Here is a 26,171-nt window from a genome sequence, read left to right on the forward strand (position 1 = left end):
TTGACCGGTAGGCGCGCAGTTGAAACCCTGAATCTAACACGATGTTCGAATAGCGAACAATTATTCGTTCGTCCTGGACGCTGCACGCGCCGACCGTATCGTCCTGCTTCACTAATGAGGAGCCCTTTTGATGAAACAGAAAAAAATCACCGTGCTACACGGGCCGAACCTCAATCTTTTGGGCACCCGCCAGCCCGAGATCTACGGCGCCGACACTCTGGACGACGTGAACAACCGGCTGCGCGAAGCGGCGCTGCTGGCCGGCTGGGAGGTCGTCTGCTTTCAAAGCAACCACGAAGGCGCCTTGATCGATGCGATTCACGCCGCCCGTCTTGACGGAACGCACGCGATCATCATCAACCCTGCGGCCTACACCCACACGTCCGTTGCCATTCTCGATGCGCTCAACGCGTTTGAGGGCACCGTGTTCGAGGTGCACATCTCCAACGTTCATAAGCGCGAAAGCTTTCGCCACCACTCCTATGTGTCGCTGCGCGCCGACGGCGTCATCGCCGGACTCGGCACGCACGGGTATCGGGCCGCGCTCGACGCCATTATCAAAAGCGAAGACGCCTCTTAGAGCGCCAGCGACGGGGTATGCAGCAGCAGCGCGATGATCAGGCTCAGGGTGACAAACGATGCTACCGTCGCGGTCAGCATGGCCGCTGCGCTCATATCGCCCACACCATAGCGCTGGCCGAACAGCGGATAAATGCTGATCATCGGCGCCGAGGCGAATAAAACGGCGCCGACGATGTATACCGGGTCGATGCCGGGTATCACTAAAAAGGCCGCGAGTACCGCCAGCGGGTGGATCAGCAGCTTGCCGATCACGATCAGGCTGACGTGTCGGGTCTGCCCCTTGAGCCTCAAGCCGAACAGCGCGCCCCCGATCACGAACAGCGCCGCCGGCCCCGCTGCTTCAGCCAGCATGTCGACCGCCTTGGCCAGCGGCGCCGGCAGCAAAAGGCCGGAGCCTGCAAGGCTCAATGCGATCGCAAGCCCAACCAGTACCGGATTTTTGACCAGGTTGAGCGCGGTTTTCTTGAGCGTCGTGGCCAGTCGCCCGCTGCGCTGGCTCGCCATTTCCGCTAGAACGAGCGCGGTGGGAATGATCAGCAGGTTCTCGACCATCATGTTCAGCGCCAACAGCACCGCCGCTGGCGAGCCGATCACCATCGCCGCCACCGGGTAGCCGATGAAGCCGCTGTTGGCCGCCGCCATGCCAAGCGCCTGCATGGCCCCAGCCGCCAGGTTCTCGCGTTCGCGCCTCAAGCTAATCAGAAGCCCCAAACCGAACACCAGCGCCGACGCCAGCCCGTAAGCCACCAAGTAGTTGAGCTGAAGGATGTCGCCCAGCGGCTGCTGATTGAAAGCGCGTATCACCAGCGCCGGCAGCGCCAAGTAGAGCACGAAAATACTCACGCCCTGCATCTGCTCGGCACTCATCAGCCGGCTACGTCTTGCGACATAGCCGGCACAAATCAGCAGGAAAATGGGCGTGGTAATAGCGAGAATGGAGAGCATGGAGGCCTTTTCGGCGCGTGAATACAGAGCACGCACAATGACGAGTCGTTTGATTCAATACTATCGCAACGCCTCGCAAAGCGAGTCAATTATAGGGCTACTCGAATGCGTGACTGGGCGTTGCCTTCGCCCACCAGACCGAGCTTGATCATGCGTGATGTCCTTTCGTGTCATCCATAGGGGCCGGAGGCTCGATGGCGTCGATCTCGGCGTCCAGACGCTGCTGTGCGGTCACGCGCACGAAGGCGTTCGGCGCCCCGAGTCCCTGATAGCCGTCGCGCTGCACCAGCTCGAAGAAGAACGCCTTGCGCTGCGTCTGGGCGTAGAGCTGATGGAAATCGCCGCCGCTGTCCTGGTCGAACAGCACGTCGTGGTCCTGCATCCACGCAAGCGTCTGCGCCGGCAGTTCAAAACGTGCGTTCAGGTCGCGGTAGTAGTTGCCGGGAATCGGCAGGGTCGGCGTGTTCGCCTCGCGCAGCGTGGCCGCGGTCTCGCGCATCGAGCGGGTACGCAGGGCGACGTGATGAATGCCGGAGCCGCCGTACTGGCGCACGAAGCGGTTGCTGGCGGTATCCGGCGAGGCGCTGGCGTTGAGCGCCAGCCGAAAACGCCCGTCGTGGTTCTGCAGCACCTGGCTCTGGATGAGCCCGCGCGGGTCGGTCACGTCGAACGACGGCGTGATCTCAAGCGCAAAGATGGCGCGATACTGCAGCATCAGCGAGAGGTAGTCGTGATAGGAGAGCGCCACGCTGATGTGGTCGATATCGACCAGCGCGTTTTGCGGCACCGGCGCGACATCGACGGTGAATTCGCGATCCCAGGTGCGGCTGAGCTGGGAGTCGTCGATGATGTAGGAAAGGCTACCGTCGACGTTGCGCAGCGCGCTCATGCGATGGCTCGAGCCCACGTCCTCGGGCTCGACGATGTCATAGCCCAGCTTGTCCGCCCGCTTGAACGCCTCGTAGGCGTTATCCACCTTCAGGCCGATGGCGGTGATCGCGGTGGCGTCGCGCCCGGGGACCCGTCCGGTGAAATTCGACTCGGTATTGAGGACCAGGTTCACCTCCCCCGCGGCCCAGCGTTCGGCGTCCAGGGTATGGTGGCGCCCCACGCAGGCGAGCCCCATCGCGCCGAGTTCGTCACGCAGCGGGGCGAGATCCCCGGGCTCGACGGCGATCTCCAGAAAGGCCACCGACGCGATCGGCTGCGGCGCGGGTATGCCGCTGTCGGTCTGCATGCTGCGCAGCAGGTGGTAGGAGCGCACCCCGTCGCGGGCGGTCTGACTGCTGTGCCCCATGCGAAAGACGTCGTTGAAGATCTCGTGGGAGAGCGGGCCGTCGTAGCGGGTCTCCTCGAGCATGGCCATGAACGCATCCATTTGAAGCTCGCCCTGGCCCGGGAAGCAGCGGTAATGACGACTCCAGGAGAGATGATCCATGGAGAGCCTGGGCGCATCGGCGGTCTGGACGAGAAAGATCCGGTCGCCCGGGATGCGGCCGATGGTGCCAAGCTCGGTCTGGCGCGAGAAGATATGGAAGGTGTCCAGCACCAGCCCCACGCTTGGGTGGGCGGCGCGGCGCACCACTTCCCAACTGTCACGGTAGTCATGGATATGGCGCCCCCAGGCCAGCGCCTCGAAGGCGACGCGCAGGTCGCGTTTGGCGGCGCGCTCGCCAAGCTCACGGTAGTCGTCGGCGGCCCGGCTCAGCCCCGGCAGTGAATCCGCACGGGTGGTGCTGCAGGCCATCAACAGATCGGTGCCCAGCTCCTGCATCAGGTCGAACTTGTGCTCGGCGCGATCGAACGCCTGCTGCCGGGCGCGGCCCTCGAGGCCCTCGAAATCGCGAAACGGCTGGAGCGTGACCAGCCTGAGCCCGCGCGAGCGGATCAGCTCGCCGGCCTCCCGGGGAGAGCCGGTGAAGGCGGTGAGATCGTTCTCGAAGAGTTCGAGGCCCTCGAAGCCGGCCTCGGCGATGGCGTCGACCTTCTCTTCGAGCGAGCCACTCAGGCACACCGTGGCGATGGACGAATACATGACAACACGCTCCTTGCGGTCGGAAACCGGCCGTCTGGAAACGGCCATCGAACGAATCAGTAGTCCGCTAAGCTCGGCACAAGACAGCTTCGCGGAGCGTAAATAAAGAATATTTTTTAAAGTGTTTCTACTTCTGGTATTCGTTACGGCGTCGAAAATATTGAGTTGAAGCGCTATTGAAGCAGCTTAATAAATGATCTCGAGCCGTATTATTACTCGAATAAGGGGAGCCGACTTATGCATTTGCTTTTCGCTCTTCCAACGCCTTCAAGTAAATGTCTTGAGTACGCATGATGTGCGTGTACAACACCTTCTCAAAACATTCGATATTACTTTTTTTGAGATGGTCGATCATGGCCAAGTGCTCTTCGAAACTGATTTCTCTAAGCGCAGGCTGAGGTGACGTGATGGAAGCTCTTAAAGCTGAAATTCGGTTGCTGATCAAATTGAACGCATTGAGAAGGTATTTATTGTCACAATATTCGAAAAACATCTGGTGATAGTCGCTATCGAGATTAGAGTACTCGAGAGCATTGTTTCTGCTAACCGATACCTGCATTTTTTGAGCAATCAGCTGTAGCGACTTTATGAACCGTACAGGGCTATTAGAAAAGCTGCGTTTTGCCGCCTGTAGCTCTACCATGAAGCGGAAATCGCAAATGTCGACGACGTCCGTGCTGGTGGGTTCGAAAACGAAGCTTCCGCGCTTTGGTCTGACAGTCACGAGTCCGATGGTTTGAAGTCGAGCGAGTGCATCTCGAATAGGCGTTCTGCTAACACCGAGCTTTGACGAGAGCACCTCTTCGGGAATTTTTTCCCCCAGCAAGAAATCCCCATTGATGATGGCCGTGCGAAGCCGTTCAGTTGCGATATCCGTCAATGATTGAACAGGGCCAATGTGCGATTTTTTTTTCATTATAAGACCTATCAATCGTCGGTTTTTCTAGTTTTTCGAACAAGCCTTAAAATAACAGGTACAAACCATATACAAAGTGTCAAGACACCCAGCGTTGCGGCGATTGGACGAGAGAAAAAATCGAGCATGTTGCCGTCACTCTTGATGAGAGACGTAATCAAGTTGCTTTCAAGCATGGGGCCCATAACCAACCCCAAAATGACCGGCGCAATGGGTAGACCGTTCTCTTCCATAAAGTAAGCCAACAGACCCAGTACCAGCATGATGACGATACCCGTATAGGTATTGTCGATCGCGTAAGAGCCTGCTATCGCAAAGATCAGAATGAAGGGTGCCAGCAGCGTTTTGTCGACCTGAAGTAGACGTCTCGAGGCGAAGATAGCGATCAATCCAAGCGGAATGATCAATAGATTGGCCACCAAAAAGGTAATGAACACTGCGGTGACTTCGACGCCTTTGGTAATGAACACCAGCGGCCCCGGATTGAGTCCTTTGGCGTAAAGCACGCCGATGACGATCGCGGTGATAGAATCCCCTGGAATGCCGAACACCATGGCAGGTACATAAGCGCCCGATAGCGCGGAGTTATTGGCCGAGCAGGCATCCACCAATCCTTCGTCGTGACCTGTACCGTACTTTTCTGGCTGACGAGAGAACTTCTTGGAGACGGCGTAGGAGATCCAGCTACCGATATCGGAACCCGCGCCAGGTAGAATGCCTACGATATTACCGATCAGCGAGCCACGCAGCGCATTGCCCTTGTATCTGTACAAAGTACTTCCCAACCCCGAAAACAGTGAGCGCACCGAGACGTGAGCAGGCGCTTTTTCGGTCGACTCCTTATGCACGAGGGTACGAATAATTTCGGGTATGGCGAACATGCCGATCAAGGCGGGCACGAAAGCGACGCCGGAGATGACGGCGTCGATACCGAAGACGAAGCGAGGGTAGCCCGCTGTCGAATCAAGACCAACGGTGGCAATCAATAGGCCGAGCCCTAATGAAAGCAGGCTTTTCAGAACGGAGCCGGTGCCTAACATGACGGCCGCCGTCAAACCGAGAAGCGCCAGCCAAAAATATTCAGTGGATGTGAAGTTCAGAGAGACTAGCGCAAGCTTTGGCGCGGCGAAGATAAGCACGAGCGATCCGAATACGCCTCCGAACGCCGCGCAGAAGACCGAAATGCCTAGCGCATGCCCCACCTTTCCTTTGACGGCGAGACCGTTCATGTCGTTAACGTAGGCCGCTGAGGCAGCCGTTCCCGGTATGCGCAGCAAGGCAGTAGGAATGTCGGAGGCAAAAATCGCCATGGCTGCGGTCGTAACGATGGCTGCGATGGCGGGAACCGGATCCATGAAAAAGGTGATCGGTACCAGAATAGCGGTGGCCATGGTCGCGGACAGCCCCGGGATTGCGCCGACGAAGAGTCCAAACAACGCACAGGCTAAAATGACGCCGAGCGTCGTGTAATTGAAAACCAGCGGGAGTGCGCCTGCGATGTTGTCGATCATTGTTTGAGACTCTTGAATGAAACGCTTGAACGGCAAGTTCTTGACTAACAGTGCTTGAGTAATGCCGTTGGAAAAATCGTTAAATAAATAGTCCCGTTGGCAGCGGAACGTTGAGCTGTTGTGACAGCAGGTAATAAACCACGACCACGAACAGCGCTGCGAAACCGAGTATCAGCGGCTTGCGATAATTTTCCAGCCACAAGAGCGCTATCGCGAGTATGGCCCCACCAATGACGAAACCGATCTCCTCGATCCATATAGCGAAAACAAGGCTTCCAACGAATAGAAGGGCAAAACTCAAGACTCTTTTAGTCTTGAACCATCCTGAGTTGGCAATCACTAAAGGCGCCCGCTCGCCGGCTAGTAGCTGTTTCAAGATCAGTACCGCGCCGCCTACCGATAAACCGCTTCCAATGAGTGTGGGAAACGTGGAGGGGCCGACCATTTGGCCCGCCATGGATGGGAAAGTGCGCGCCTGAAAAACAGTCAAGAGGCCAAGGAGGATAAACATAGCGCCGATGACGATATCGTTAGCTTTCATGTGCGGTAACCTAAAATAAAAGGATACATCGCAAACGATGTACCCTTTATTCACTATTCCACGATGCCCAAGGACTTGAGGGTTTCGCCGATTCTTTGATCCGAATTCTGCATGAATTCCATGAACTCATCGCCTTCCAGCCACTGTGTTGCGTAGCCCCGGTTCTCCATGAACTCCAGGTAGGCAGGATCGTTTACGATATCGCTCATATGCGCTTGTAGTGTGGTAATGATTTCTTCATCCACACCGGCCGGTGCAACCAGGCCGCGCCAGGAACCAAATGACCAGTCGTTCCCTGTCTCTTCCTCGAAGGTGGGCACCTCTGGCGACGATGTCGAACGCTCAGTATTGAGCAACACTAGAGGCTTGATCAGTCCAGCGTCCATTAGCGCTCGGCCTTCCGGCATTGAGGCGGTCGCGAAATCCACGCCGCCAGCAGCAAGATCCTGAAGGCCGGGCGCTGCCCCCTCAGAGGGAACCCAAGCCACTTTGTCGGCCGCGATATCGGAGGCCAGCAGCATTCCGGCTTCTGCAATGTGATTCACGCCCCCTTGGGCCGAGCCGCTTGCCTTGAGTTCACGGTGTTCGGAGGAGCGAATCGTGCTCAGTAAATCTTCAACGCTGTCATAATCACTTCGCGAAGAAACGAAAACGGCGACAGGATCGGCGTTATAGAGCCCGATGGGCGAGTAATCTTGATAGGTGATCTCTGTTAGGCCTTGGTAATGCATACCGCCGATTTCCAGCGTGGCCACCCCGATCGTATAACCGTCGGGTGAAGCGTTGGCGATCGCTGAGTGGCCTATGACGCCTGAGCCACCGGTGCGGTTAACCACCGGGAAAGGAACGCCGAAGCTCTCTTCGAGCAATGTTGAAAGCATTCTTGCAGTGGCATCGGTGCCGCCACCGGCCCCCCAAGGAACGATCAGTGTCACTGGTTTCTCGGGCCAACTGTCAGCGTGCAGCGGCGAAGAGGTCAGCATTACCAGCGATGCAGCACCCAAAGCGTAACAGCAGCGGCTTTTTATCGAACGAGTCATGGCGGCGAGTCCTGTTTTATTATCGGAAACTTGTTGTATGTAACATATAACACTTCAATTTAAACGATGTGCCGCGTCAAGGAATATTCCCTTCTTACGTATTAGCAAAAAGTATTAATTTAATGTAAGTGTTTGTTAGATTTATATAAAAACTTGTTTTTAATGCGGGTGGGTAATCGGTTTAGCTTTATTCTGCTGATTTTTAGGTTACATACAACGCGGCATTTATTTCGAATAAAACTTTGATAAAAAGGCGATAAGAGCCTTCCAGCCATCTTTTTAGTATTACTTTAGTCTTAATTGATTGCTTAAAGAGCAAGTTTGTCTTGACGCACTCTGGAATCATCGTTGTATGTTGTATGTAACACGTTACAAGAATCAAGACGTTCGATTGTGAGCCTCGGTTCCAGCTGTGGAGGGACGATGTCCAGGATAATTCGCTTAATTTTTCGTGCAGTCGACATGGCACTCGTTTTTTTGCTGCTCGGCATGACGGCGATGGTGTTCACCAACGTCATACTGCGCTACGGATTTGGCTCGGGCATCGATGTTTCGGATGAACTTTCACGCTTTTTTTTCGTATGGCTGATTTTTCTAGGGGCTATCGCCGCCATGCATCGCAACATGCATATCGGTTTCGATTTGGTGCTGTTGCTGGCACCGCCAGCATTGAGACGAGCCATGCTGGTGATCGCTAATGGTTTAGTGGTCGCGGTTTGTGCTCTGCTTGTGACAGGGGCGGTGCAACAATTCGATATCAACGCAACGAATATCGCCCCGGTAACGCGTTTGCCGATGATTTGGGTGTTCGGCGCGGTGATTCCCATGGCCGGCATCATTGGTCTGATCGCTGCATTGAGGATGCTGGGTTATTTGAGCGGACGCCTGAGTTTCGCGCCGCGTGCCGGTGAGGTGGCGTCATGATTTTAGGTATCTTTGTCGCCACTTTGGCAGCCACTCTTGCTATCGGTGTTCCGGTCGCGTTCGCGCTTCTAATCTGTGCCGCCATGATGGGCTGGGCGCTCGACCTGTTTGATCCGCAAATCATTTCACAGCAGTTGGTACTGGGTGCCAATAACTTTTCCTTACTGGCGATCCCGTTCTTTTTACTCGCTGGCGAGCTCATGAATGCCGGCGGTATGTCCAAGCGAATCATTGCGTTCGCGATCGCCTTCGTGGGTCATCTACGGGGTGGGCTGGGCATTGTGGCGATATTCGCCGCTATCATCCTCGCGTCGCTGTCCGGCTCCGCCGCCGCCGATACCGCGGCGTTAATCGCCATCATGCTGCCCATGATGCGGGGCTCGGGCCACGATGAAGCCCGCTCGGTCGGACTCTTGTCGGCAGGCGGTGTCATTGCGCCGATTATTCCGCCCTCTATCGCCTATATCATCTTCGCAGTTGCCACCAACCTGTCGATCACGAAGCTCTTTCTGGCTGGCATCGTTCCGGGCGTGCTGATGGGGCTTGCCGCGATGGCAGCGTGGCTCGTAGTGGCGCGCCGCGACAACGTGAAACCGCTGCCACGTCAGGGATGGAAGGATCGCCTGCGCGAAACCCGGCGCGCGATCTGGTCGCTGGGCATGCCAGTCATCATTCTCGGCGGTATCAGATTCGGCATCGTTACTCCGACGGAAGCGGCGGTCGTCGCCGCCGTTTACGCCATCTTTATCGGGATGGTGATTCACCGGGAGCTAAGAATCGGTGATCTGTTCGAAGTGTTTCGCAATGCAGCGCTCACCACCGCGGTCGTTATGTTGCTAGCTGCCGCGGCGCTGGCAACCGCCTGGTTCATCACTATTGCCGACTTGTCAGGAATGGTGCTGGAGCTGGTCGGCCCGTTAGTGGAGTCACCGCGTTTGCTGCTGATCGTCATCATGCTGATCGTGCTACTGGTAGGGACCATGCTGGACATGGGTCCAACCATTCTCATTCTCGCACCCGTCTTGTTGCCGGTCGTTGTCGAGGCCGGGATTGATCCGATCTATTTCGGCGTCATTTTTGTGGTCAATACCGCCATAGGTCTGGTAACGCCGCCCGTCGGTATCGTGCTCAGCGTGGCCTCTGGGGTATCCGGCGTATCGCTGCACCGGGTGGCCCGTGGAGCAGCGCCTTTCTTGATCGCGCAGGTCATGGTGCTGGTGTTACTGGTCGCTTTTCCGCAAATCGTACTCTGGCCACTGGAGTGGTTGTCTCGATAATGCTCGACACAACCTGGAAGTGGTAACTATTTAGCGTGTTAAAACAAACAATAAGGAATGATTCATCATGAAAAAAATGACCTTCCTCACTGCTACGGCTCTCACAAGTGTAATAGCGCTGACGCCGGCCATGGCACAAGAGTTTGGTAACCATACGTTCCGAGTATCGAACGGCGCGGCGCAAGATCACCCGGTCGCCACAGGTATCGATGCCATGTCGTCATGCCTGGAGGAGGGCTCGAATGGCGCGATGAAGCTGCGCGCTTTCTATTCTGGCCAGCTCGGTGATGACGCTCAGGCAACACAGTCGGTACGTTCGGGCTCCATCGATATGGTCGTGGCCGGGGCTGATGCGCTGGCGGGTATCGAGCCGGCGATGGGCGTCTTCAGCCTGCCCTTTCTGTTCTCCAACTTCGATGAAGTCGACGAGGTCATGACGGGCCCCTACGCCGACGATCTGGCTGAAAAAATGAAAGGGCATCAACTGGTGATGCTATCGATCTGGGAGAACGGCTTCCGGCACGCTACCAACTCGGTGCATCCCATCGAGAGCGTGGCGGATTTCGAGGGGCTGAACATACGTGTGATTCAAAACCCGATCTACCTCGCCACCTTCCGCGCGCTGGGCGCTAACCCCGTGCCCATGTCCTTTGGCGAAGTCTTCACCGCACTGGAAACCGGTGCCGTCGACGGCATGGAAAACCCGCTGCCGCTGATCCAGTCGCAGCGTTTTTACGAAGTTCAGGATTACGTCACGCTGACGCAGCACGCCTATTCCCCGCTACCGGTCTTGATGTCAGAGCGAAAGTGGAACGGACTTAACGAAGCCGAGCAGAACCTGGTGCGCGAATGTGCCGTCGCGGCTCGCGATCCTCAAGTCACGCGCGCCCGTGAAGCTGTAGACGAGGCGCGCACCGCGCTGGAGTCCGAAGGCATGGAGTTTACTGAACTCCGTGAAGAGGCAATGACAGAGCTTCGCGAAACGGTGGCGCCGGTTTACGAAAGCAGTCGTGACGCGCTTGGCGGTGACAACATCGACCGCATGATGGAGCAGCTCGACAGTATCCGCTCAGACAACTGATAAAGAGAGAATCATGTCTCGACCCACTGTACTGATTACTGGCGCGGCGGCAGGCATTGGCCGGGCCATCGCGGTTCGGCTGGTTCAGAGAGGCACGCGCGTTCTTCTGTGGGATGTCTCGGCGCATGCCTTGGAGCAGACACGCAGCGAGCTCGGCGACCTGGCCCGAACGGACGTCGTCGATATCGCCGACGAAAATGCCATTGCATCGGCGGATCTGACCACGTGGCGTCCGACACATCTAGTTAATAACGCCGGTATTCTTGGTCAAAAGCGCAGCTGGCTCAATCTGGAGGCTACTGAGATCGAGCGCTTGCTACGCATCAACGTGACAGGCCCGATGCTGGTCACCAAAGCCTTTCTGAGCGCGCGCACGCCTGAGGTGCCCGGGGCGATCGTCAACATGGCGTCTATTGCGGGTGAAAACGGCGGCGCGCCGGGGTTTGCTGCTTACGGTGCCTCAAAGGGTGCCTTGTTAGCGCTAACGCGCGCGATGGCTCGCGATCTGGCCCCAGAGCTTCGGGTCAACGCCCTGGCGCCCGGCATCATTCAAACCGCCATGCAGACCGGCGCGCCCGGAGGGGCGGCGAGCGCCGAGGCTATCCCGCTCGGCCGGCCGGGTAGCGCCGAGGAAGTGGCCGGTGCCGCTGAATGGCTGCTGCTGGATGCGCCTTATACCTCTGGCGAAGTGCTACGCGTCGCCGGCGGGCGGCGCTAACACCCTCATAACTTACATTACTCAAAGGTGCTCAATGACTGACACACGGCCCACTACCCAAGCCTCTCTTCTCCGATCCCTAATTTCCAAGGGTGGTATCGTCGCCGCCCCCGGTGCACCCGACTCGCTATCGGCACGGCTGGTAGAGCGTGCCGGCTTTCCCGCTATCTACATGACAGGCTTTGGCGCCACCGCCAGTCGGCTAGGCATGCCGGATATTGGGCTCTTATCTCAGACAGAGATGACCGAGCACGCTCGCAACATGGTACGCGCGGTCAATATCCCGGTCATTGCCGATGCCGATACCGGCTACGGTGGTCCCAACAATATCTATCGTACCGTGCAGGAGTACCTGCAGGCCGGCGTTGCCGCGATTCATCTGGAGGATCAGGAAGCCCCCAAGCGTTGCGGTCAGCGTGCTGGAGTTCGCTTGATTGATGCCGAAGCCAACGCTCGTCGTTTGAAAGGTGCCATTGCTGCTCGAGGCAATCAGGACATGCTGATCATCGGACGCACCGATGCGATGCCCGCTGCTGGCCCTGAAGAGGCGATACGCCGCGCCAAAATGTATCAGGATGCTGGCGTCGATCTGGTATTCGTCGATGGTATCAAGACCATCGCTGAAATCGAGGCGGTGGCCAAAGCGGTCGAAGGCCCCAAGGTAGTATCGATCGTCGATGGCAACGAAACCGTCAAGCTCGACCGATCCACGCTGCAGGAGATGGGCTTTTCGGTCGTGTTCTACGCGGTCACGCTGCTCTTTACCGCTAGCAAGGCCATGGAAAATGCGCTGGTTCGTCTTCGCGATGACGGCACACCTGCCCATGTCGGCGACCAGCATAACTACAGCCAGTTCACCGATATCGTCAATCAGGATTTCTTCAATGAGTTTGACGATCAGTATGGAGCGCGTTCATGAGTCCCAAAATCGTCGTCACCGATTTCGAATTTCCCGATCTGGCACCAGAGCGGGCAGTCATCGAAGCTGCGGGTTTCGAGCTAGTAGAAGCCCAGTGCAAGACCGAAGCCGAGGCTATTGCCGCCTGCGCCGATGCGGACGCCATCATTAACCAGTACTGTCAACTTACGGCGAACGTGATCGATAAGCTGGAGCGCTGCCAGGTAATCTCGCGCTATGGAATCGGGCTCAACACCATTGACGTGCCGCGTGCAACCGAGGCCGGCATTTATGTCGCGAATGTACCTGACGGCTCGCTCGAGGAAGTCTCGGATCATGCCATTGCACTGATGATGGCACTAAAAAGAGGCATTGGGCTTTACGACCGCGCTCTCAGAGCGGGCAGTTGGGACTATACCGCCGCAAAGCCGCTGGCGCGTCTTCGTGGCCAAACCCTGGGGTTTTTGAGTTTTGGCCAAATCGCTCAGCGCATGGCACGAAAGATGGCTGGATTCGGTCTACGTATGATCGCCCATGACCCCTATGCTAATGAAGCTGTGGCGAAAGAGGCCGGCGTCGAGCTCGTGTCCTACGAAGCACTGATCGCCGAGTCGGATATCTTATCCGTACACGTGCCGCTGACGGACGAGACCCGGCATATGGTTTCCCATGAGCAGTTTGCAGCCATGAAGTCCACTGCCTTGATTCTCAACACTGCGCGTGGTCCGGTCATTGACGAAGAGGCGCTGATACGGGCATTGAAAGAGGGTCGGATCGCCGGTGCCGGGCTGGATGTATTCGAAGTTGAGCCCATCGGTGCCGACCACCCCTTGCTATCACTACCTAACGTCATCGCAAGCCCTCACTGCGCCTGGTATTCCGAAGGAAGCGAGTTTGAAATTCGCTCGAAAACCGCTCAGAACGTCGTCGATGTTTTGCAGGGCCGTGAACCCACTTATTTGGCCAATCCAGACGTGCGAGATATCAAACGTTAACGATCGGGCTTTTGATAAACGCCGCCGCTGTCGGGTTCGGATAGGCGTTCCACGGCAACAGCCTGGGTTCGGTGAATGTGCGTTTTTAGCACCTTCTCGAACCGGGCCATGTCGTTTTTTTTCAGCGCATCGATGATCTCGCCGTGTTCGTCATAGCTGGCTTCACGTCGCTCTTTCTTTGCTGCTGTTAGCACGGTGCGAATAGTCGCCAGCCGCGCTTCGACCAGCAGATAGGCATCCTGGACAAGCGCGTTGGAGCAGTGTTCGAAAAAGGCCTTGTGAAAGGCCGTATCGAGGGCGGCATAGCGTCGGGTATCGCCGTTTTTGTGAGCGCTGGCCATTTCATCGAACAGCGCCTTTAGCGCTTCGAGCAGTGCCTCGCGACTGCCTCGCATCGCGAGCGTGCAGGCCTCGCGCTCCAGCATTTCGCGATATTCGCAAAGCTGACCTATGTCCAGAATGGTGGGATTGAAGACGAAGCTTCCGCGCTTGGGACGAATCTCGACCAGGCCGGTGAACTGAAGCGCGTTGAGGGCATCGCGTACCGGGGAGCGGCTCACATCGAAGGTTTCGGCAAGCGACTCCTCGGAGATTTTCTCGCCCAGTGTGAACTCCCCGGAAACGATGGCCTCACGAATCCTCTCGGTGACAAGAGTTGCCAGCGACTGGGGACGTTGAATTTTGATCGACCTGGACGACATGGAGATTCCATACAAGGAAAACGAGTTGGATGCACCGAGTATGTAACGTACCACACACAGCCGACCTGCCTATAGCGGTGTCGCTTTAAACGGGTAAGCGTTCCACATGGATATACCAGGTAAAGAACTAACGAACAGGGTAGCCCTTGTCACAGGTGCCGGAGGCGGTATCGGTGAGGCGCTGGCCTGCGAGCTTGGGCGCTGCGGCGCGCGCATCGTATTGGGCGATCTATCCCCGCCCGAAGCATTGGCTGATCGGCTCGAAAAAGGTGGTGTAACGTGTCGTCCCTACGCACTCGATGTGACAAGCGAAGCCTCCATCGCACAGCTGGTCAAAAGCGAGGAGCGGGTCGATATTCTGATCAACAATGCAGGGATCATGCAGCCGTTAATCGCCAGACATCACGAGCAACAGGCCTGCGTATTGGAGCGAATGCTGGACGTACACGTGGGCGGCGCATCGCGAATGGCCGCCGCTTTCTTACCTCAGATGTGTCAGCGTAGCAGCGGTCGTATCATCAACATCGGTTCTGTCATCGGCCATGTCGGGCTTCAGCGGCGTACGGCTTACTCCGTGGCCAAGTCCGCCATAGGTGGGCTGACGCGCGGTTTGGCGCTGGAGTATGGTCGGCAAGGCATTACCGTCAACACCGTATCACCAGGCTACACGCTGACGTCTCCTTTACGTCAAAAAATGAAGGAGGGCACGCTGGATTACACTCTGTTTGCAGAGCGAAGCGCGGTGGGCCGGTGGGCCGACCCGAATGAAATCGCTCGTGTCGTTAGATTCCTGGCTGAGCCGGGGTCCGGTTTCATTACGGGCGCGGACTGGCTGGTAGACGGCGGATATGCCATCAATGGAAATCCCGGAGAGCCGCTTGGACCGCTGGCAGAGCAGGAAGTCTAACGGTTGTTTCCCTGCCTTCAACGACTGGACATCGACGTCACCAGCCGCTCGATATAGTGCTGGCGCAACGAAATGACGTGCGCATCGATACTATCAGCGCTCAGCCGATCCGCGGTAAAGAAGCGGAACGCGTCCACGCCCTGAAAGACGAACAGCTCGACCCCGGACAGGACGTCGGCGCCTGCTTGGGTGGCGGCGTTTAAAAACTCGGTATGTGCGGGCACGTACACGGCGTCGAACACCCACTGGCCCTCGTGAAGACCGGAGGTGTCGATCGGGCAGCCTGGGTGGTTGATATGGCCGATCGGCGAGCAGTTGACCACGCCTTGAAAGCCAGAAAGCTCACGCTCGGCCTGATCAAACGAGAGGCAATCGGCGTTAATGCCCATGGCGTTGAGATCGCGCGTCAGGCTTTCGCCTCGCTCAGCATCGCGCTCCAGCACGTGAACGCAGGTGGCGCCCACCTCGCCCAGCGCGCAGGCCACCGCGCGGCCCACGCCGCCGGCGCCGATCAACAGCACCTCGCCGGCGGGGCGCTCGCCAAATGAGTGGCGGTAAGCGCTGATGAACCCGGTGTAGTCGGTGTTTTCCGCCCGCAGGCCGCCTTCCTCGAACAGCAATGTGTTGGCTGTGCCCACGCGCTTGACGCCTTCACCACGAATATCGGCCAATTTCGCGGCGCGCTCCTTGAACGGGAAGGTGACGTTGGTGCCGCGGTAGCCTTCGCGGCGCAGCGTTTCGATGGCGCCGGGAAAGTCGAAGTTCTCGACGCCGCGGCTATCCACGAGGTCGTAGCGAACCGCCTCATTGAGCGCCGCGCCCAGGCGAACGTGCAAATCCGGCGACTGCGACTGGGCGATGCCTTCGCCCACCAGACCAAGCTTGATCATGCGTGATGTCCTTTCGTGTCATCCATAGAGTCCGGGGGCTCGATGGCGTCGATCTCGGCGTCCAGACGCTGCTGTGCGGTCACGCGCACGAAGGCGTTCGGCGCCCCAAGTCCCTGATAGCCGTCGCGCTGCACCAGCTCGAAGAAGAACGCCTTGCGCTGCGTCTGGGCGTAGAGCTGATGGAAATCGCCGCCGCTGTCCTGGTCGAACAGCACGTCGTGGTCCTGCATCCACGCAAGCGTCTGCGCCGGCAGTTCAAAACGTGCGTTCAGGTCGCGGTAGTAGTTGCCGGGAATCGGCAGGGTCGGCGTGTTCGCCTCGCGCAGCGTGGCCGCGGTCTCGCGCATCGAGCGGGTACGCAGGGCGACGTGATGAATGCCGGAGCCGCCGTACTGGCGCACGAAGCGGTTGCTGGCGGTATCCGGCGAGGCGCTGGCGTTGAGCGCCAGCCGAAAACGCCCGTCGTGGTTCTGCAGCACCTGGCTCTGGATGAGCCCGCGCGGGTCGGTCACGTCGAACGACGGCGTGATCTCAAGCGCAAAGATGGCGCGATACTGCAGCATCAGCGAGAGGTAGTCGTGATAGGAGAGCGCCACGCTGATGTGGTCGATATCGACCAGCGCGTTTTGCGGCACCGGCGCGACATCGACGGTGAATTCGCGATCCCAGGTGCGGCTGAGCTGGGAGTCGTCGATGATGTAGGAAAGGCTACCGTCGACGTTGCGCAGCGCGCTCATGCGATGGCTCGAGCCCACGTCCTCGGGCTCGACGATGTCATAGCCCAGCTTGTCCGCCCGCTTGAACGCCTCGTAGGCGTTATCCACCTTCAGGCCGATGGCGGTGATCGCGGTGGCGTCGCGCCCGGGGACCCGTCCGGTGAAATTCGACTCGGTATTGAGGACCAGGTTCACCTCCCCCGCGGCCCAGCGTTCGGCGTCCAGGGTATGGTGGCGCCCCACGCAGGCGAGCCCCATCGCGCCGAGTTCGTCACGCAGCGGGGCGAGATCCCCGGGCTCGACGGCGATCTCCAGAAAGGCCACCGACGCGATCGGCTGCGGCGCGGGTATGCCGCTGTCGGTCTGCATGCTGCGCAGCAGGTGGTAGGAGCGCACCCCGTCGCGGGCGGTCTGACTGCTGTGCCCCATGCGAAAGACGTCGTTGAAGATCTCGTGGGAGAGCGGGCCGTCGTAGCGGGTCTCCTCGAGCATGGCCATGAACGCATCCATTTGAAGCTCGCCCTGGCCCGGGAAGCAGCGGTAATGACGACTCCAGGAGAGATGATCCATGGAGAGCCTGGGCGCATCGGCGGTCTGGACGAGAAAGATCCGGTCGCCCGGGATGCGGCCGATGGTGCCAAGCTCGGTCTGGCGCGAGAAGATATGGAAGGTGTCCAGCACCAGCCCCACGCTTGGGTGGGCGGCGCGGCGCACCACTTCCCAACTGTCACGGTAGTCATGGATATGGCGCCCCCAGGCCAGCGCCTCGAAGGCGACGCGCAGGTCGCGTTTGGCGGCGCGCTCGCCAAGCTCACGGTAGTCGTCGGCGGCCCGGCTCAGCCCCGGCAGTGAATCCGCACGGGTGGTGCTGCAGGCCATCAACAGATCGGTGCCCAGCTCCTGCATCAGGTCGAACTTGTGCTCGGCGCGATCGAACGCCTGCTGCCGGGCGCGGCCCTCGAGGCCCTCGAAATCGCGAAACGGCTGGAGCGTGACCAGCCTGAGCCCGCGCGAGCGGATCAGCTCGCCGGCTTCCCGGGGGGAGCCGGTGAAGGCGGTGAGGTCGTTCTCGAAGAGTTCGAGGCCCTCGAAGCCGGCCTCGGCGATGGCGTCGACCTTCTCTTCGAGCGAGCCGCTCAGGCACACCGTGGCGATGGACGAATACATGACAACACGCTCCTTGCAGTCGGAAAAACAGCCGTCGAACACTCAGTGGCTAAAGCTCAGTCGTTAAAACCGGGTCGTTAAAACCCGGTCGTTAAAACTCAGTCTTTAAAACTCAGCTATTACAAACTTGGTCGCTGAAAACCCAGCCGCTCATGGATCAATAGCCAAAGAGCCTCGGCAGGAAAGTGACCAGCGTCGGCACGAAGGTGATCAGCAGCAGAATCAAAAACTGCACGAGCAGCATCGGCAGAATGCGCCGGATGATCGCGCCCATGCCGACGCCGGAAACCGAATCGGCGACGAACAGGCAAAGCCCCATGGGCGGCGTGATCAGCCCCATCATCAGGTTGAAGATCACCACGATGCCGAAGTGCAGCGGGTCAATCCCCAGCGCCATGGCGATCGGGTGAAGGATGGGCACCAGCACCAGAATGGCGGCGATCCCTTCCAGGAACAGCCCGACGACCAGCAGCAGCGCGATCACCGCGAGTAGGAAGGTCCACTGGGTGTCGATGCTCATCAGCGCCCACTCGGTGAGCATGTTCGGCACGCGCTCGAAAGTCAGCACCCAGTTGGCGGCGGCGACGGCTCCCATGATCACCATGATGACGGCGCTATCGCGCATGGCGCGGGCGAAAATCGCTGGCAGGTGGGTGAGCTTGATGTTGCGATACAGCACCACACCTAGAATCAGCGCGTAGACCACGGCAAAGGCCGCGGCCTCGGTTGGGGTGACGATGCCGGCAAGAATCGCGCCGACCACGAACACCGGCATCAGCGCCGGCAGCAGACCGTGCAGCAGGGCGTGGCGGCGCGACTGCTGTTGCGTCTTCGAGGCGCCAAGGTCACCGGCAAAGAAGTAGACGTAGATCGAAAGCCCGAGTGCCAGCAAAAAGCCAGGCACGATGCCGGCCAGAAAGAGCCCGGGTACCGAGACGCCGGAGACCGTCAGCGCGTAGATGATGACCGGAATACTCGGCGGAATGATCGGGCCGATGACCGAGGAGGCCGCGGTGAGCGCGGCGGCGAAATCCCGCGGGTAGCCCTCTTTCTCCATCGACGGAATAAAGACCCGCCCCAGCGCGGAGGTATCGGCGATCGCCGAGCCGGAGAGTCCGGCAAAGATCACCGAGGCCCAGATGTTGACGTGGGCAAGCCCGGCCTTGAGCCGGCCGACGATGGCGCTGGCCAGGTTGATGATGCGGTGGGTGATGCCCGCCTCGTTCATCAGCTCGCCGGCGAGAATGAACAGCGGAATCGCCAGCAGCGGAAAGGACTCCATGCCGCCGAAAAACTGCTGCGAGACGATACGAATGTGATAGGGCAGGTCGCCGGTGCTCATCAGCACCGTTAGCGTGCCCAGAATGGCGAAGGCGAACGGTACACCGATCAGCACCAGCGCCAATAGAAGAACGAAAATCATGGCGCCACCTCCTGGTCGGCGGGCGTGGTTAAACGCAGGGCGCCCATGATCAGGGCTGACAGACTCAAGAGCCCGCCGCCGAGCACCATCGAGGCCTGGTAAAGCCACATCGGCATGCCGGTACTCGCCGAGGTACGGCTCCCCCGAGAGTCGATGAACTCGATGGCTGAAACCACCAGGGCGATGCCCACCGCCATCACCACCAGGTCGATCACGATCGCCTGCCAGCGTAGCCAGCGCGCCGGCAGCAGGCGGCGAATGAGGTCGAAGCCGATATGCTTGTCCTGTAGGTACGCCCAGGCCATGCCGAACATCAGCCCATAGATCATCAGGTAAATGGCAGTATCTTCGCCCCAACTGATGGAGCCGCCGTAGGTGTAGCGCGCGAAAGCGTTACCCGCCACGAGCAGAAAGATCAAAATCATGGCAAGGCCGGCCAGGCCGGCGTTGAACAGGATCAGGCCACGTTGCAGTCGAGCGAGAAGATGGGACATGGGAGCACCTTCAAACGGTGGTCAGGCACACGCAACGACGAGCGGGCCGACCCCGGCCCACTCGCGAAACGTCTTGTTTAGATCGGGTTAAAAGCGTGCGGAAGCTTCGTCCACCGCTGAAGAGAGGCGGTCGATCCACTCGGCGTCGTCGCCCAGCTCCTCGCGCAGGTACGCCTGCACCGGCGGCTGCGCTGCTTCCCTGAAGGCTTCCAACTGCTCGGCGGTGGGCTGGGTGACTTCCATACCCTCTTCTTGCAGCTTGGCGATACCCTCGGCGGAGTTGAACTGCTGGATGACGCGACCGGTGTTGCCCGCCACTACGGCGGCGCGTTTCACGGCGGCCTGCTCTTCCTCGGTCAGCGACTGGAAGATCTCATCGTTGATCAAAAGATGATCGACGCCGTATACGTGGCCATCCAGGGTCAGGTAATCCTGAAACTCGTAGAAGTTGTTGCCGTAGATTACCGAAATGGGGTTTTCCTGGCCGTCGACCACGCCGGTGGCCAGCGCCGTCGGCACCTCGCCCCAGGCAATGCCTTGAGGCTCGGCACCCAGCGCGCTCACCATTTCAAGATAAAGCGGAATGGTCTGCACGCGGAACTTCAGCCCGGCCATATCTTCGGGGGTGCTGATCGTACGCACGGAGTTGGTGAAGTGACGAAAGCCGGTTTCGCCGTAGGCCAGGGTGCGAAGGCCGGTCTGCTCAAGGCAGTGCTCGGCGAGTGCATCGCCGAATTCACCATCCATCACCGACCACGCCACCGGGGCGGACGGGAAGGTGTAGGGAATGTCCGTCACGGCCACCGCCGGGCAGAAGTTGGCGTAGGCACCGGACACCATGGCGATGCTGATGGTGCCGTCCTGGGCGCCTTCGATCAGCTCGGTTTCACCGCCAAGCGCGCCCGCCGGGTAGAGCTCGACGGTTAAGTCCGTCTCGGCTTCCACAAGGTTCTTGAAAACCTGGCCGGCCGCACCTTTCTTGGAGGTGGTCCAGTCGTCTGGGTCGACGTGGGCAAAGCGCAGCGTCTGGGCGCTCGCCTGGGCGGTGGCGGCCAGCACGGCGGTAGCGACGGCGGCGGTCAGTGCGTGTTTGAGCAGGGTGTGGTTCAGGCGTGATGACATTGTTATTGTCCTCTATTTTAAGCGGTGAGCGGCCTCGAAAGCCGCATGGCGTGGCGTTTTTAGGCTTTTTCGTAGTGTCTTTCAAAACAATGTACGAAATGGTACGTTCAGTCAAGCTAGGGCATACTAGACAAAAGAACAATCATGACAACAAAAGGCGCCTCTCATGACCGCTTCCGCGAGCCAGAAACCCCCGGCCGGGCCTCGTCGCCGGCGTAAAAACGACCCCGAATCCGTGCGCGCCGATATTTTGGCAGTAGCGACGCGCGAGTTTTCAAAAAACGGACTTTCCGGGGCACGTATCGACGAGATAGCGGCCAAGACCCGCGCTTCCAAGCGAATGATCTATTACTACTTCACGGACAAGGAGTCGCTCTACCGGCACACGCTGGAAGCGGCCTACCAGAAGGTGCGCCTGCAGGAAGCCGAGCTCGACCTGAACCACTTGGCGCCTGTCGAAGCGTTGACCCGGCTGGTGCGGTTCACCTTTACCCACCATGCCAAAAATCCCGATTTCATTCGCCTGGTCATGATCGAGAACATCCATCACGGCCGCTTCGTCGCGCAGTCGACGCTCATTCAGTCGCTCAACGCCGGGGTGATCGATACGCTGTCCGGCGTCTATGGCCGCGGCGTGGAAACCGGCTGCTTTCGCGAGGGGTTGGACCCGCGCGAGCTACACTGGCTGATCAGCGCGCTGTCGTTTTTCAACGTCTCCAATCAGCACACCTTCTCGCGCATCTTCGATTGGGACCAGCGCGCATCCGAGAATCAGCAGAAGCTCGAAGACCACGTCACCGACATGGTACTTCGCTATGTCCGCCCCGACTGAGCGTAGGCGTTTGGGCGGCAAGTACCGGTTGCAACAGTTGCAAGCACCTCGCCCGCTCTTTAGCGTAGGGTTCGAATAACGAACACATGTTCACATGCGCCCTGGTGGCCGCTGATCAAGGAGAGTGACGTCCATGCCCGCCGAATTTCTAAAACACCCTTTCATGAGCGGCCAGGCGCTTGGCGCCTGCGATGAAAATGCCATGGTCGACGCCATGCTGGCCTTCGAGCTGGCGCTGGCCGAGGTTCAGCAAGAAAGCGGCGCGGTGCCCGGCGGCGCGGCCGAGCGGATGCGTGAGCAGCTTCAAAGCGTGACCTTCGACACGGCGGCGATTGCTCAAGGGATCGCCACCGGCGGCAACGCAGCGATTCCCTTCGTCAAGCAAGGGCGCGGTCTGCTCGACGATGACCTCAAACGCTACTGGCATCAGGGCGCGACCAGCCAGGACGTTATCGATTCGGCCCTGATGCTGCTGCTCAAGGCGCGCCTGAAAGCGCTGGACGAGTGGCTTTTGCGCTGCCGCGCGGCGGCCATCGCGCTGATGCAGGCGCACGCCGAAACGCCCATGGTCGGGCGCACGCTGATGCAGCAGGCGCTGCCGATCACCTTCGGCGTCAAAGTGGCTCACTGGGCGGTGGGACTCGAGCAGGCGCGGCGGCGCTTGATGGAAATCGAGCTTCCCATTCAGTTCGGCGGCGCGGTGGGTGTGCATTCCGGGTGGGACGCAGAGGGCCTCGAGTGGATGGACGCGCTGGCAACGCGACTGGGCCTGGCTTCGCCGGTGCTGCCCTGGCATACCGACCGCTATCCGGTGCATGCGCTCGTCACCGCGCTCGATGCCGTGGCCGCCGCGGCCGACAAGATCGCCCTGGATATTTCCCTGATGACTCAGACCGAAATCGGTGAGGTGGCCGAGCCCGCCGCCCCCGGCATGGGCGAATCCTCGTCAATGCCCCACAAGCGCAATCCGGTGCGCTGCGCGCTGATCAGAAGTGCGGCGCGCCAGGTCCACGGTCACGCCGGCGTCGTCATTAACGCTGCCGCCCAGCCGCTGGAGCGGGGGCTGGGCGAGTGGCACGCGGAGTGGGCGCCGATGACCGAGAGCACGCTGCTGGTGGAGGGGGCGCTTGAGCAGACCGCGACGCTGCTTGAAGGGCTCGAGGTGCATACCGAAAGGATGCGTCGCAATCTCTCGGCCACCGGTGGCGGCATCATGGCCGAGCCGGTGGCCAAGCTGCTGGCGCCAGCGCTGGGCGCCGACAAGGCGAAGGCCGTGAGTAGTGATGCCGCCGAGCAGGCCCGGCGTGCGGCGCGCCCCTACGCCGACGTGCTCTTTGAATACCCCGACGTTGCCGACGCTGTGACGCGCGAGGCGCTCGATCAGGCGTGCGATCCCGCTTTATACCTTGGTAGCAGCATTTTACAGGTGACGCGCACCAAAAAGTGGCTCGAAAATTGGTAAGTTATTGAACAGAAAAAGCTAATTTTCAGGTGGCCGTTTCGATTGTGACGACGTGGTCTGCTTCCGAGCAGGGGCGACATTTGACGCTTGTGCCGTGGCGCAGTAATTTGTTCGTACTAAGAATCTATGTTCGCTTTGCGAACATATAGGCAGATGATCCCCACTGTTCGTCAAGAGGCAATGCTATGGCCGAGTTCCTCAGCTTGCATGACGCGGTCGCCCGTTACGTTGAAGACGGCGCGACCGTGGCCATGGAAGGCTTTACCCATCTCATCCCGTTCGCGGCGGGCCACGAAGTCATTCGTCAGCAAAAGCGCGACCTCACCCTGATTCGCATGACGCCGGACATCATCTACGATCAACTGATCGGCGCCGGCTGCGCGAAAAAGGTGATCTTTTCCTGGGGCGGCAACCCGGGCGTGGGCTCGCTGCACCGCCTGCGCGACGCCGTCGAGAAGAGCTGGCCGCATAAGGTCGAGATTCTCGAGCATAGCCACGCCGCCATGGCCTGCGCGTTCGAAGCGGGGGCGGCGGGCCTGCCGCTGGCGGTACTGCGCGGCTACGTGGGTAGCGAGCTGCCCAGCGTCAACGACCAGATCAAGTTCATCGAGTGCCCGTTCACCGGCGAGCGGCTGGCCGCGGTGCCGTCAGTGCGCCCGGACGTCTCGATCATTCACGCTCAGCGCGCGGATCGCCAGGGCAACGTGCTGGTCGAAGGCATCGTCGGCGTGCAGAAGGAAGCCGTGCTGGCGGCCAAACACAGCATCGTCACGGTCGAGGAGATCGTCGATGATCTCGACACTCACCCCAATGCCTGCGTGATTCCCGGCTGGGCGATCAGTGCCATTGCGGTCGCCGAAAAAGGCGCGCTGCCTTCCTATACCCACGGCTATTACGGGCGCAGCAACCGCTTTTACAAGGAGTGGGATGCCATCGCGCGCGACCGCGATACCTTCACCCAGTGGCTTGACGAAAACGTGCATCAAACAGGGGAGAGCGCCTGATGAGTCTCGAATACACGTCTTCTGAAATGATGACCGTCACCGCCGCCCGGGCGCTCGAGAACGGGTCGACCTGCTTTGTGGGCATTGGTCTGCCCTCGGAAGCCGCTAACCTGGCGCGCCTGACCCACGCCCCCGATGTGGTACTGATCTACGAGTCCGGTACGCTGCAGACCAAGCCCAACGTGCTGCCGCTGTCCATTGGCGACGGCGAGCTTGCCGAAACTGCGCTGACCACCGTTGCGGTGCCGGAGATGTTTCGCTACTGGTTGCAAGGCGGCAAGATCGACGTCGGTTTCCTGGGGACCGCGCAGATCGACAAGTACTGCAACCTCAACACTACGCTGATCGGCGACTACCGTGAGCCAAAAGTGCGCCTGCCGGGCGGCGGCGGCGCGCCCGAGATCGCCACCAACGCCGGCGAGGTGTTCATTACGCTCAAGCACTCCCACCGTGCGTTCGTAGAGAAGGTCGATTTCGTCACCACCCTCGGCTTTGGCCGCGATGGCAAGGGTCGCGATAACGTGCCCAACATCGGCAAGGGCCCGACCCGGGTGATTTCTGATCTGTGCGTCATGAAGCCCGACCCGGAGACCAAAGAGCTGGTCGTGGTGTCGCTGCATCCGGGCGTGACCCGCGAGCAGGTACAGGACGCCACCGGCTGGGAGATTCGCTTCGCCGAGCAGTTGGAAAGCACCCCGGAGCCCGACGAGAACGAACTGACTATTCTTCGCGAGCTGAAAGAGCGCACCGATCGCGCCCACGCCGGCCAGTAAGGAGCTGAACATGAGCGATGTCTATCTATGTCACCCCCGCCGCACGGCGGTCGGCCGCTTCGGCGGAACACTTGCACCGGTACGTCCGGACGATATGGCCGCCACGATTTTCAAGGCCGTTCTTGCCGAGGCGCCACAGCTCGATCCGGCGGCCATCGAGGAAGTCTTCATGGGCTGCGCCAACCAGGCCGGCGAAGACAACCGCAACGTGGCGCGCATGTCGTCGCTTTTAGCGGGCCTTCCCACCAGCGTGCCCGGCACCACCATGAACCGCCTGTGCGGGTCGGGCATGGACGCCGTGGGCACCGCGTTTCGCGCCATCAAGGCGGGCGAAATGGCCCTCGCCTTGGCCGGCGGCGTGGAGTCGATGTCCCGCGCGCCTTACGTGATGGGCAAGGCCGACAGCGCCTACTCGCGTGGCCAAAAAATCGAGGACACCACCATCGGCTGGCGCTTCGTCAATCCGATCATGAAAAAGTCCTTCGGCATCGACTCCATGCCGGAAACGGCGGAAAACGTCGCCGAGCAGTTCAACATTTCTCGGGAAGATCAGGACGCCTTCGCGCTGCGCTCGCAGCAAAAAGCCGCCGCTGCGCAAAAGGCCGGGCGCTTTATTCGCGAGATCACTGCCATCGAGATCCCCCGGCGCAAGCAGGAGCCGCTGGTATTCGACACCGACGAGCATCCGCGGGAAACGACGCTCGAGAAGCTCGCCGGGCTTCCCACGCCGTTTCGTGACGGCGGCAGTGTCACCGCCGGCAACGCCTCCGGTGTCAACGACGGCGCCGCCGCCATGCTGGTGGCAAGCGACGAGGCGGTGAAGCGCCACGGCCTTGAGCCGATGGCGAAGATCATCGGTATGGCCACCGCCGGCGTCGAGCCGCGCATCATGGGCTACGGCCCGGTGCCCGCGGTCAAAAAGCTTCTGGAGCGCACCGGCGTGTCGCTCGACGACATTGATGTCTTTGAGTTCAACGAAGCCTTCGCGGCTCAAGCCCTGGCCTGCATGCGCGACCTGGGGCTTGCGGACGACGACCCGCGGGTCAACCCCAACGGCGGTGCGATTGCGCTCGGCCACCCGCTCGGCATGTCCGGCGCGCGGCTGTTGCTCACCGCCGCCCATGAATTACAGCAAAGCGGCAAGCGCTACGCGCTGTGCACCATGTGCGTCGGTGTTGGCCAGGGCATCGCCACGCTGATCGAACGCGCCTGACGGA

Annotated in this window: 25 protein-coding genes; 13 read left to right on the forward strand and 12 right to left on the reverse strand. The window is 59.7% G+C overall.

Features of this window, described 5'->3' with window-relative positions:
* Window positions 1-130: 130 nt before the first annotated feature.
* Window positions 131-580: a type II 3-dehydroquinate dehydratase gene (gene aroQ / locus ACGLWX_RS10840; RefSeq protein ID WP_396239662.1), complete on the forward strand. Its 450-nt coding sequence runs from the start codon at window positions 131-133 to the stop codon at window positions 578-580.
* Here aroQ and ACGLWX_RS10845 read toward each other — a convergent pair.
* From ACGLWX_RS10845 to ACGLWX_RS10870, 6 genes are all read right to left on the reverse strand, one after another.
* Window positions 577-1,563 carry an AEC family transporter gene (locus tag ACGLWX_RS10845; RefSeq protein WP_396239664.1) on the reverse strand — a complete coding sequence of 329 codons (987 nt, stop codon included), beginning with the start codon at window positions 1,561-1,563 and terminating at the stop codon, window positions 577-579. The genes aroQ and ACGLWX_RS10845 overlap by 4 nt on opposite strands.
* A 112-nt stretch (window positions 1,564-1,675) precedes the next feature.
* Window positions 1,676-3,562 carry a bifunctional sugar phosphate isomerase/epimerase/4-hydroxyphenylpyruvate dioxygenase family protein gene (locus tag ACGLWX_RS10850; protein ID WP_396239666.1) on the reverse strand — a complete coding sequence of 629 codons (1,887 nt, stop codon included), beginning with the start codon at window positions 3,560-3,562 and terminating at the stop codon, window positions 1,676-1,678.
* Between the two features lie 235 nt (window positions 3,563-3,797).
* Window positions 3,798-4,478, reverse strand: coding sequence for a GntR family transcriptional regulator (locus ACGLWX_RS10855; protein WP_252108012.1), 681 nt, complete (start codon window positions 4,476-4,478; stop codon window positions 3,798-3,800).
* A gap of 11 nt (window positions 4,479-4,489) precedes the next feature.
* Window positions 4,490-5,989 carry a tripartite tricarboxylate transporter permease gene (locus ACGLWX_RS10860; protein ID WP_252108013.1) on the reverse strand — a complete coding sequence of 500 codons (1,500 nt, stop codon included), beginning with the start codon at window positions 5,987-5,989 and terminating at the stop codon, window positions 4,490-4,492.
* 79 nt (window positions 5,990-6,068) lie between these two features.
* Window positions 6,069-6,530 carry a tripartite tricarboxylate transporter TctB family protein gene (locus ACGLWX_RS10865; protein WP_252108014.1) on the reverse strand — a complete coding sequence of 154 codons (462 nt, stop codon included), beginning with the start codon at window positions 6,528-6,530 and terminating at the stop codon, window positions 6,069-6,071.
* Window positions 6,531-6,583: 53 nt separating this feature from the next.
* Window positions 6,584-7,570, reverse strand: a complete 987-nt coding sequence (locus ACGLWX_RS10870) for a Bug family tripartite tricarboxylate transporter substrate binding protein (protein ID WP_396239668.1) — start codon at window positions 7,568-7,570, stop codon at window positions 6,584-6,586.
* Window positions 7,571-7,993: 423 nt separating this feature from the next.
* Here ACGLWX_RS10870 and ACGLWX_RS10875 point away from each other — a divergent pair, with 423 nt between their 5' ends.
* From ACGLWX_RS10875 to ACGLWX_RS10900, 6 genes are all read left to right on the forward strand, one after another.
* Window positions 7,994-8,494 carry a TRAP transporter small permease gene (locus tag ACGLWX_RS10875; RefSeq protein WP_252108016.1) on the forward strand — a complete coding sequence of 167 codons (501 nt, stop codon included), beginning with the start codon at window positions 7,994-7,996 and terminating at the stop codon, window positions 8,492-8,494.
* A complete protein-coding gene (locus ACGLWX_RS10880; protein WP_252108017.1) occupies window positions 8,491-9,771 on the forward strand; it encodes a TRAP transporter large permease in 1,281 nt (426 codons plus the stop codon). Before ACGLWX_RS10875 ends, ACGLWX_RS10880 begins: the two co-directional genes overlap by 4 nt.
* A 67-nt stretch (window positions 9,772-9,838) precedes the next feature.
* Window positions 9,839-10,852 carry a DctP family TRAP transporter solute-binding subunit gene (locus tag ACGLWX_RS10885; RefSeq protein WP_396239670.1) on the forward strand — a complete coding sequence of 338 codons (1,014 nt, stop codon included), beginning with the start codon at window positions 9,839-9,841 and terminating at the stop codon, window positions 10,850-10,852.
* Between the two features lie 13 nt (window positions 10,853-10,865).
* Window positions 10,866-11,570, forward strand: coding sequence for an SDR family NAD(P)-dependent oxidoreductase (locus ACGLWX_RS10890; RefSeq protein WP_396239672.1), 705 nt, complete (start codon window positions 10,866-10,868; stop codon window positions 11,568-11,570).
* A gap of 34 nt (window positions 11,571-11,604) precedes the next feature.
* Entirely contained in the window at window positions 11,605-12,489 is an 885-nt protein-coding gene (locus ACGLWX_RS10895; protein WP_396239674.1) for an oxaloacetate decarboxylase, read from the forward strand.
* A complete protein-coding gene (locus ACGLWX_RS10900; protein WP_396239676.1) occupies window positions 12,486-13,463 on the forward strand; it encodes a C-terminal binding protein in 978 nt (325 codons plus the stop codon). Before ACGLWX_RS10895 ends, ACGLWX_RS10900 begins: the two co-directional genes overlap by 4 nt.
* On the opposite strand, the gene ACGLWX_RS10905 is transcribed toward ACGLWX_RS10900, so the two are convergent.
* Window positions 13,460-14,164: a GntR family transcriptional regulator gene (locus ACGLWX_RS10905; protein WP_396239678.1), complete on the reverse strand. Its 705-nt coding sequence runs from the start codon at window positions 14,162-14,164 to the stop codon at window positions 13,460-13,462. The genes ACGLWX_RS10900 and ACGLWX_RS10905 overlap by 4 nt on opposite strands.
* Before the next feature lie 106 nt (window positions 14,165-14,270).
* Here ACGLWX_RS10905 and ACGLWX_RS10910 point away from each other — a divergent pair, with 106 nt between their 5' ends.
* Window positions 14,271-15,071, forward strand: coding sequence for an SDR family NAD(P)-dependent oxidoreductase (locus ACGLWX_RS10910; protein WP_396239680.1), 801 nt, complete (start codon window positions 14,271-14,273; stop codon window positions 15,069-15,071).
* Window positions 15,072-15,088: 17 nt separating this feature from the next.
* Here ACGLWX_RS10910 and ACGLWX_RS10915 read toward each other — a convergent pair whose 3' ends face one another.
* The 5 genes from ACGLWX_RS10915 to ACGLWX_RS10935 form a co-directional block, all read right to left on the reverse strand.
* Window positions 15,089-15,961 carry a shikimate dehydrogenase family protein gene (locus tag ACGLWX_RS10915; protein WP_396239682.1) on the reverse strand — a complete coding sequence of 291 codons (873 nt, stop codon included), beginning with the start codon at window positions 15,959-15,961 and terminating at the stop codon, window positions 15,089-15,091.
* Entirely contained in the window at window positions 15,958-17,844 is a 1,887-nt protein-coding gene (locus tag ACGLWX_RS10920) for a bifunctional sugar phosphate isomerase/epimerase/4-hydroxyphenylpyruvate dioxygenase family protein (RefSeq protein ID WP_396239684.1), read from the reverse strand. Before ACGLWX_RS10920 ends, ACGLWX_RS10915 begins: the two co-directional genes overlap by 4 nt.
* Before the next feature lie 157 nt (window positions 17,845-18,001).
* Entirely contained in the window at window positions 18,002-19,267 is a 1,266-nt protein-coding gene (locus ACGLWX_RS10925) for a TRAP transporter large permease (RefSeq protein WP_252108025.1), read from the reverse strand.
* Window positions 19,264-19,761, reverse strand: coding sequence for a TRAP transporter small permease (locus ACGLWX_RS10930; protein WP_396239686.1), 498 nt, complete (start codon window positions 19,759-19,761; stop codon window positions 19,264-19,266). Before ACGLWX_RS10930 ends, ACGLWX_RS10925 begins: the two co-directional genes overlap by 4 nt.
* Before the next feature lie 87 nt (window positions 19,762-19,848).
* A complete protein-coding gene (locus tag ACGLWX_RS10935; RefSeq protein WP_396239688.1) occupies window positions 19,849-20,883 on the reverse strand; it encodes a DctP family TRAP transporter solute-binding subunit in 1,035 nt (344 codons plus the stop codon).
* Window positions 20,884-21,049: 166 nt separating this feature from the next.
* On the opposite strand from ACGLWX_RS10935, the gene ACGLWX_RS10940 reads away from it, so the two are divergent.
* The 5 genes from ACGLWX_RS10940 (at window position 21,050) to pcaF (ending at window position 26,167) form a co-directional block, all read left to right on the forward strand.
* Window positions 21,050-21,715, forward strand: a complete 666-nt coding sequence (locus ACGLWX_RS10940; RefSeq protein ID WP_252108028.1) for a TetR/AcrR family transcriptional regulator — start codon at window positions 21,050-21,052, stop codon at window positions 21,713-21,715.
* 133 nt (window positions 21,716-21,848) lie between these two features.
* A complete protein-coding gene (locus tag ACGLWX_RS10945) occupies window positions 21,849-23,177 on the forward strand; it encodes an adenylosuccinate lyase family protein (RefSeq protein ID WP_396239690.1) in 1,329 nt (442 codons plus the stop codon).
* Window positions 23,178-23,362: 185 nt separating this feature from the next.
* Entirely contained in the window at window positions 23,363-24,181 is an 819-nt protein-coding gene (locus ACGLWX_RS10950; protein WP_396239692.1) for a CoA transferase subunit A, read from the forward strand.
* Complete coding sequence (locus tag ACGLWX_RS10955) at window positions 24,181-24,954, forward strand: CoA-transferase subunit beta (protein ID WP_252108031.1); 774 nt, start codon at window positions 24,181-24,183, stop codon at window positions 24,952-24,954. The genes ACGLWX_RS10950 and ACGLWX_RS10955 overlap by 1 nt, the downstream gene beginning before the upstream one ends.
* 10 nt (window positions 24,955-24,964) lie before the next feature.
* Window positions 24,965-26,167, forward strand: a complete 1,203-nt coding sequence (pcaF, locus tag ACGLWX_RS10960) for a 3-oxoadipyl-CoA thiolase (RefSeq protein ID WP_396239694.1) — start codon at window positions 24,965-24,967, stop codon at window positions 26,165-26,167.
* The last annotated feature ends 4 nt before the right edge of the window (window positions 26,168-26,171 follow it).

The organism is Halomonas sp. HMF6819, assembly GCF_044335525.1.
GTDB lineage: Bacteria > Pseudomonadota > Gammaproteobacteria > Pseudomonadales > Halomonadaceae > Vreelandella.

What these genes read in the sequence shown, in the direction of transcription:
- aroQ (WP_396239662.1), top strand. Translation starts at nt 131, where the DNA reads ATGAAACAGAAAAAAATCACCGTGCTACACGGGCCGAACCTCAATCTT.
- ACGLWX_RS10850 (WP_396239666.1), bottom strand. Translation starts at nt 3,562, where the DNA reads ATGTATTCGTCCATCGCCACGGTGTGCCTGAGTGGCTCGCTCGAAGAG.
- ACGLWX_RS10855 (WP_252108012.1), bottom strand. Translation starts at nt 4,478, where the DNA reads ATGAAAAAAAAATCGCACATTGGCCCTGTTCAATCATTGACGGATATC.
- ACGLWX_RS10860 (WP_252108013.1), bottom strand. Translation starts at nt 5,989, where the DNA reads ATGATCGACAACATCGCAGGCGCACTCCCGCTGGTTTTCAATTACACG.
- ACGLWX_RS10865 (WP_252108014.1), bottom strand. Translation starts at nt 6,530, where the DNA reads ATGAAAGCTAACGATATCGTCATCGGCGCTATGTTTATCCTCCTTGGC.
- ACGLWX_RS10870 (WP_396239668.1), bottom strand. Translation starts at nt 7,570, where the DNA reads ATGACTCGTTCGATAAAAAGCCGCTGCTGTTACGCTTTGGGTGCTGCA.
- ACGLWX_RS10875 (WP_252108016.1), top strand. Translation starts at nt 7,994, where the DNA reads ATGTCCAGGATAATTCGCTTAATTTTTCGTGCAGTCGACATGGCACTC.
- ACGLWX_RS10880 (WP_252108017.1), top strand. Translation starts at nt 8,491, where the DNA reads ATGATTTTAGGTATCTTTGTCGCCACTTTGGCAGCCACTCTTGCTATC.
- ACGLWX_RS10885 (WP_396239670.1), top strand. Translation starts at nt 9,839, where the DNA reads ATGAAAAAAATGACCTTCCTCACTGCTACGGCTCTCACAAGTGTAATA.
- ACGLWX_RS10890 (WP_396239672.1), top strand. Translation starts at nt 10,866, where the DNA reads ATGTCTCGACCCACTGTACTGATTACTGGCGCGGCGGCAGGCATTGGC.
- ACGLWX_RS10895 (WP_396239674.1), top strand. Translation starts at nt 11,605, where the DNA reads ATGACTGACACACGGCCCACTACCCAAGCCTCTCTTCTCCGATCCCTA.
- ACGLWX_RS10900 (WP_396239676.1), top strand. Translation starts at nt 12,486, where the DNA reads ATGAGTCCCAAAATCGTCGTCACCGATTTCGAATTTCCCGATCTGGCA.
- ACGLWX_RS10905 (WP_396239678.1), bottom strand. Translation starts at nt 14,164, where the DNA reads ATGTCGTCCAGGTCGATCAAAATTCAACGTCCCCAGTCGCTGGCAACT.
- ACGLWX_RS10910 (WP_396239680.1), top strand. Translation starts at nt 14,271, where the DNA reads ATGGATATACCAGGTAAAGAACTAACGAACAGGGTAGCCCTTGTCACA.
- ACGLWX_RS10915 (WP_396239682.1), bottom strand. Translation starts at nt 15,961, where the DNA reads ATGATCAAGCTTGGTCTGGTGGGCGAAGGCATCGCCCAGTCGCAGTCG.
- ACGLWX_RS10920 (WP_396239684.1), bottom strand. Translation starts at nt 17,844, where the DNA reads ATGTATTCGTCCATCGCCACGGTGTGCCTGAGCGGCTCGCTCGAAGAG.
- ACGLWX_RS10925 (WP_252108025.1), bottom strand. Translation starts at nt 19,267, where the DNA reads ATGATTTTCGTTCTTCTATTGGCGCTGGTGCTGATCGGTGTACCGTTC.
- ACGLWX_RS10930 (WP_396239686.1), bottom strand. Translation starts at nt 19,761, where the DNA reads ATGTCCCATCTTCTCGCTCGACTGCAACGTGGCCTGATCCTGTTCAAC.
- ACGLWX_RS10935 (WP_396239688.1), bottom strand. Translation starts at nt 20,883, where the DNA reads ATGTCATCACGCCTGAACCACACCCTGCTCAAACACGCACTGACCGCC.
- ACGLWX_RS10940 (WP_252108028.1), top strand. Translation starts at nt 21,050, where the DNA reads ATGACCGCTTCCGCGAGCCAGAAACCCCCGGCCGGGCCTCGTCGCCGG.
- ACGLWX_RS10945 (WP_396239690.1), top strand. Translation starts at nt 21,849, where the DNA reads ATGCCCGCCGAATTTCTAAAACACCCTTTCATGAGCGGCCAGGCGCTT.
- ACGLWX_RS10950 (WP_396239692.1), top strand. Translation starts at nt 23,363, where the DNA reads ATGGCCGAGTTCCTCAGCTTGCATGACGCGGTCGCCCGTTACGTTGAA.
- ACGLWX_RS10955 (WP_252108031.1), top strand. Translation starts at nt 24,181, where the DNA reads ATGAGTCTCGAATACACGTCTTCTGAAATGATGACCGTCACCGCCGCC.
- pcaF (WP_396239694.1), top strand. Translation starts at nt 24,965, where the DNA reads ATGAGCGATGTCTATCTATGTCACCCCCGCCGCACGGCGGTCGGCCGC.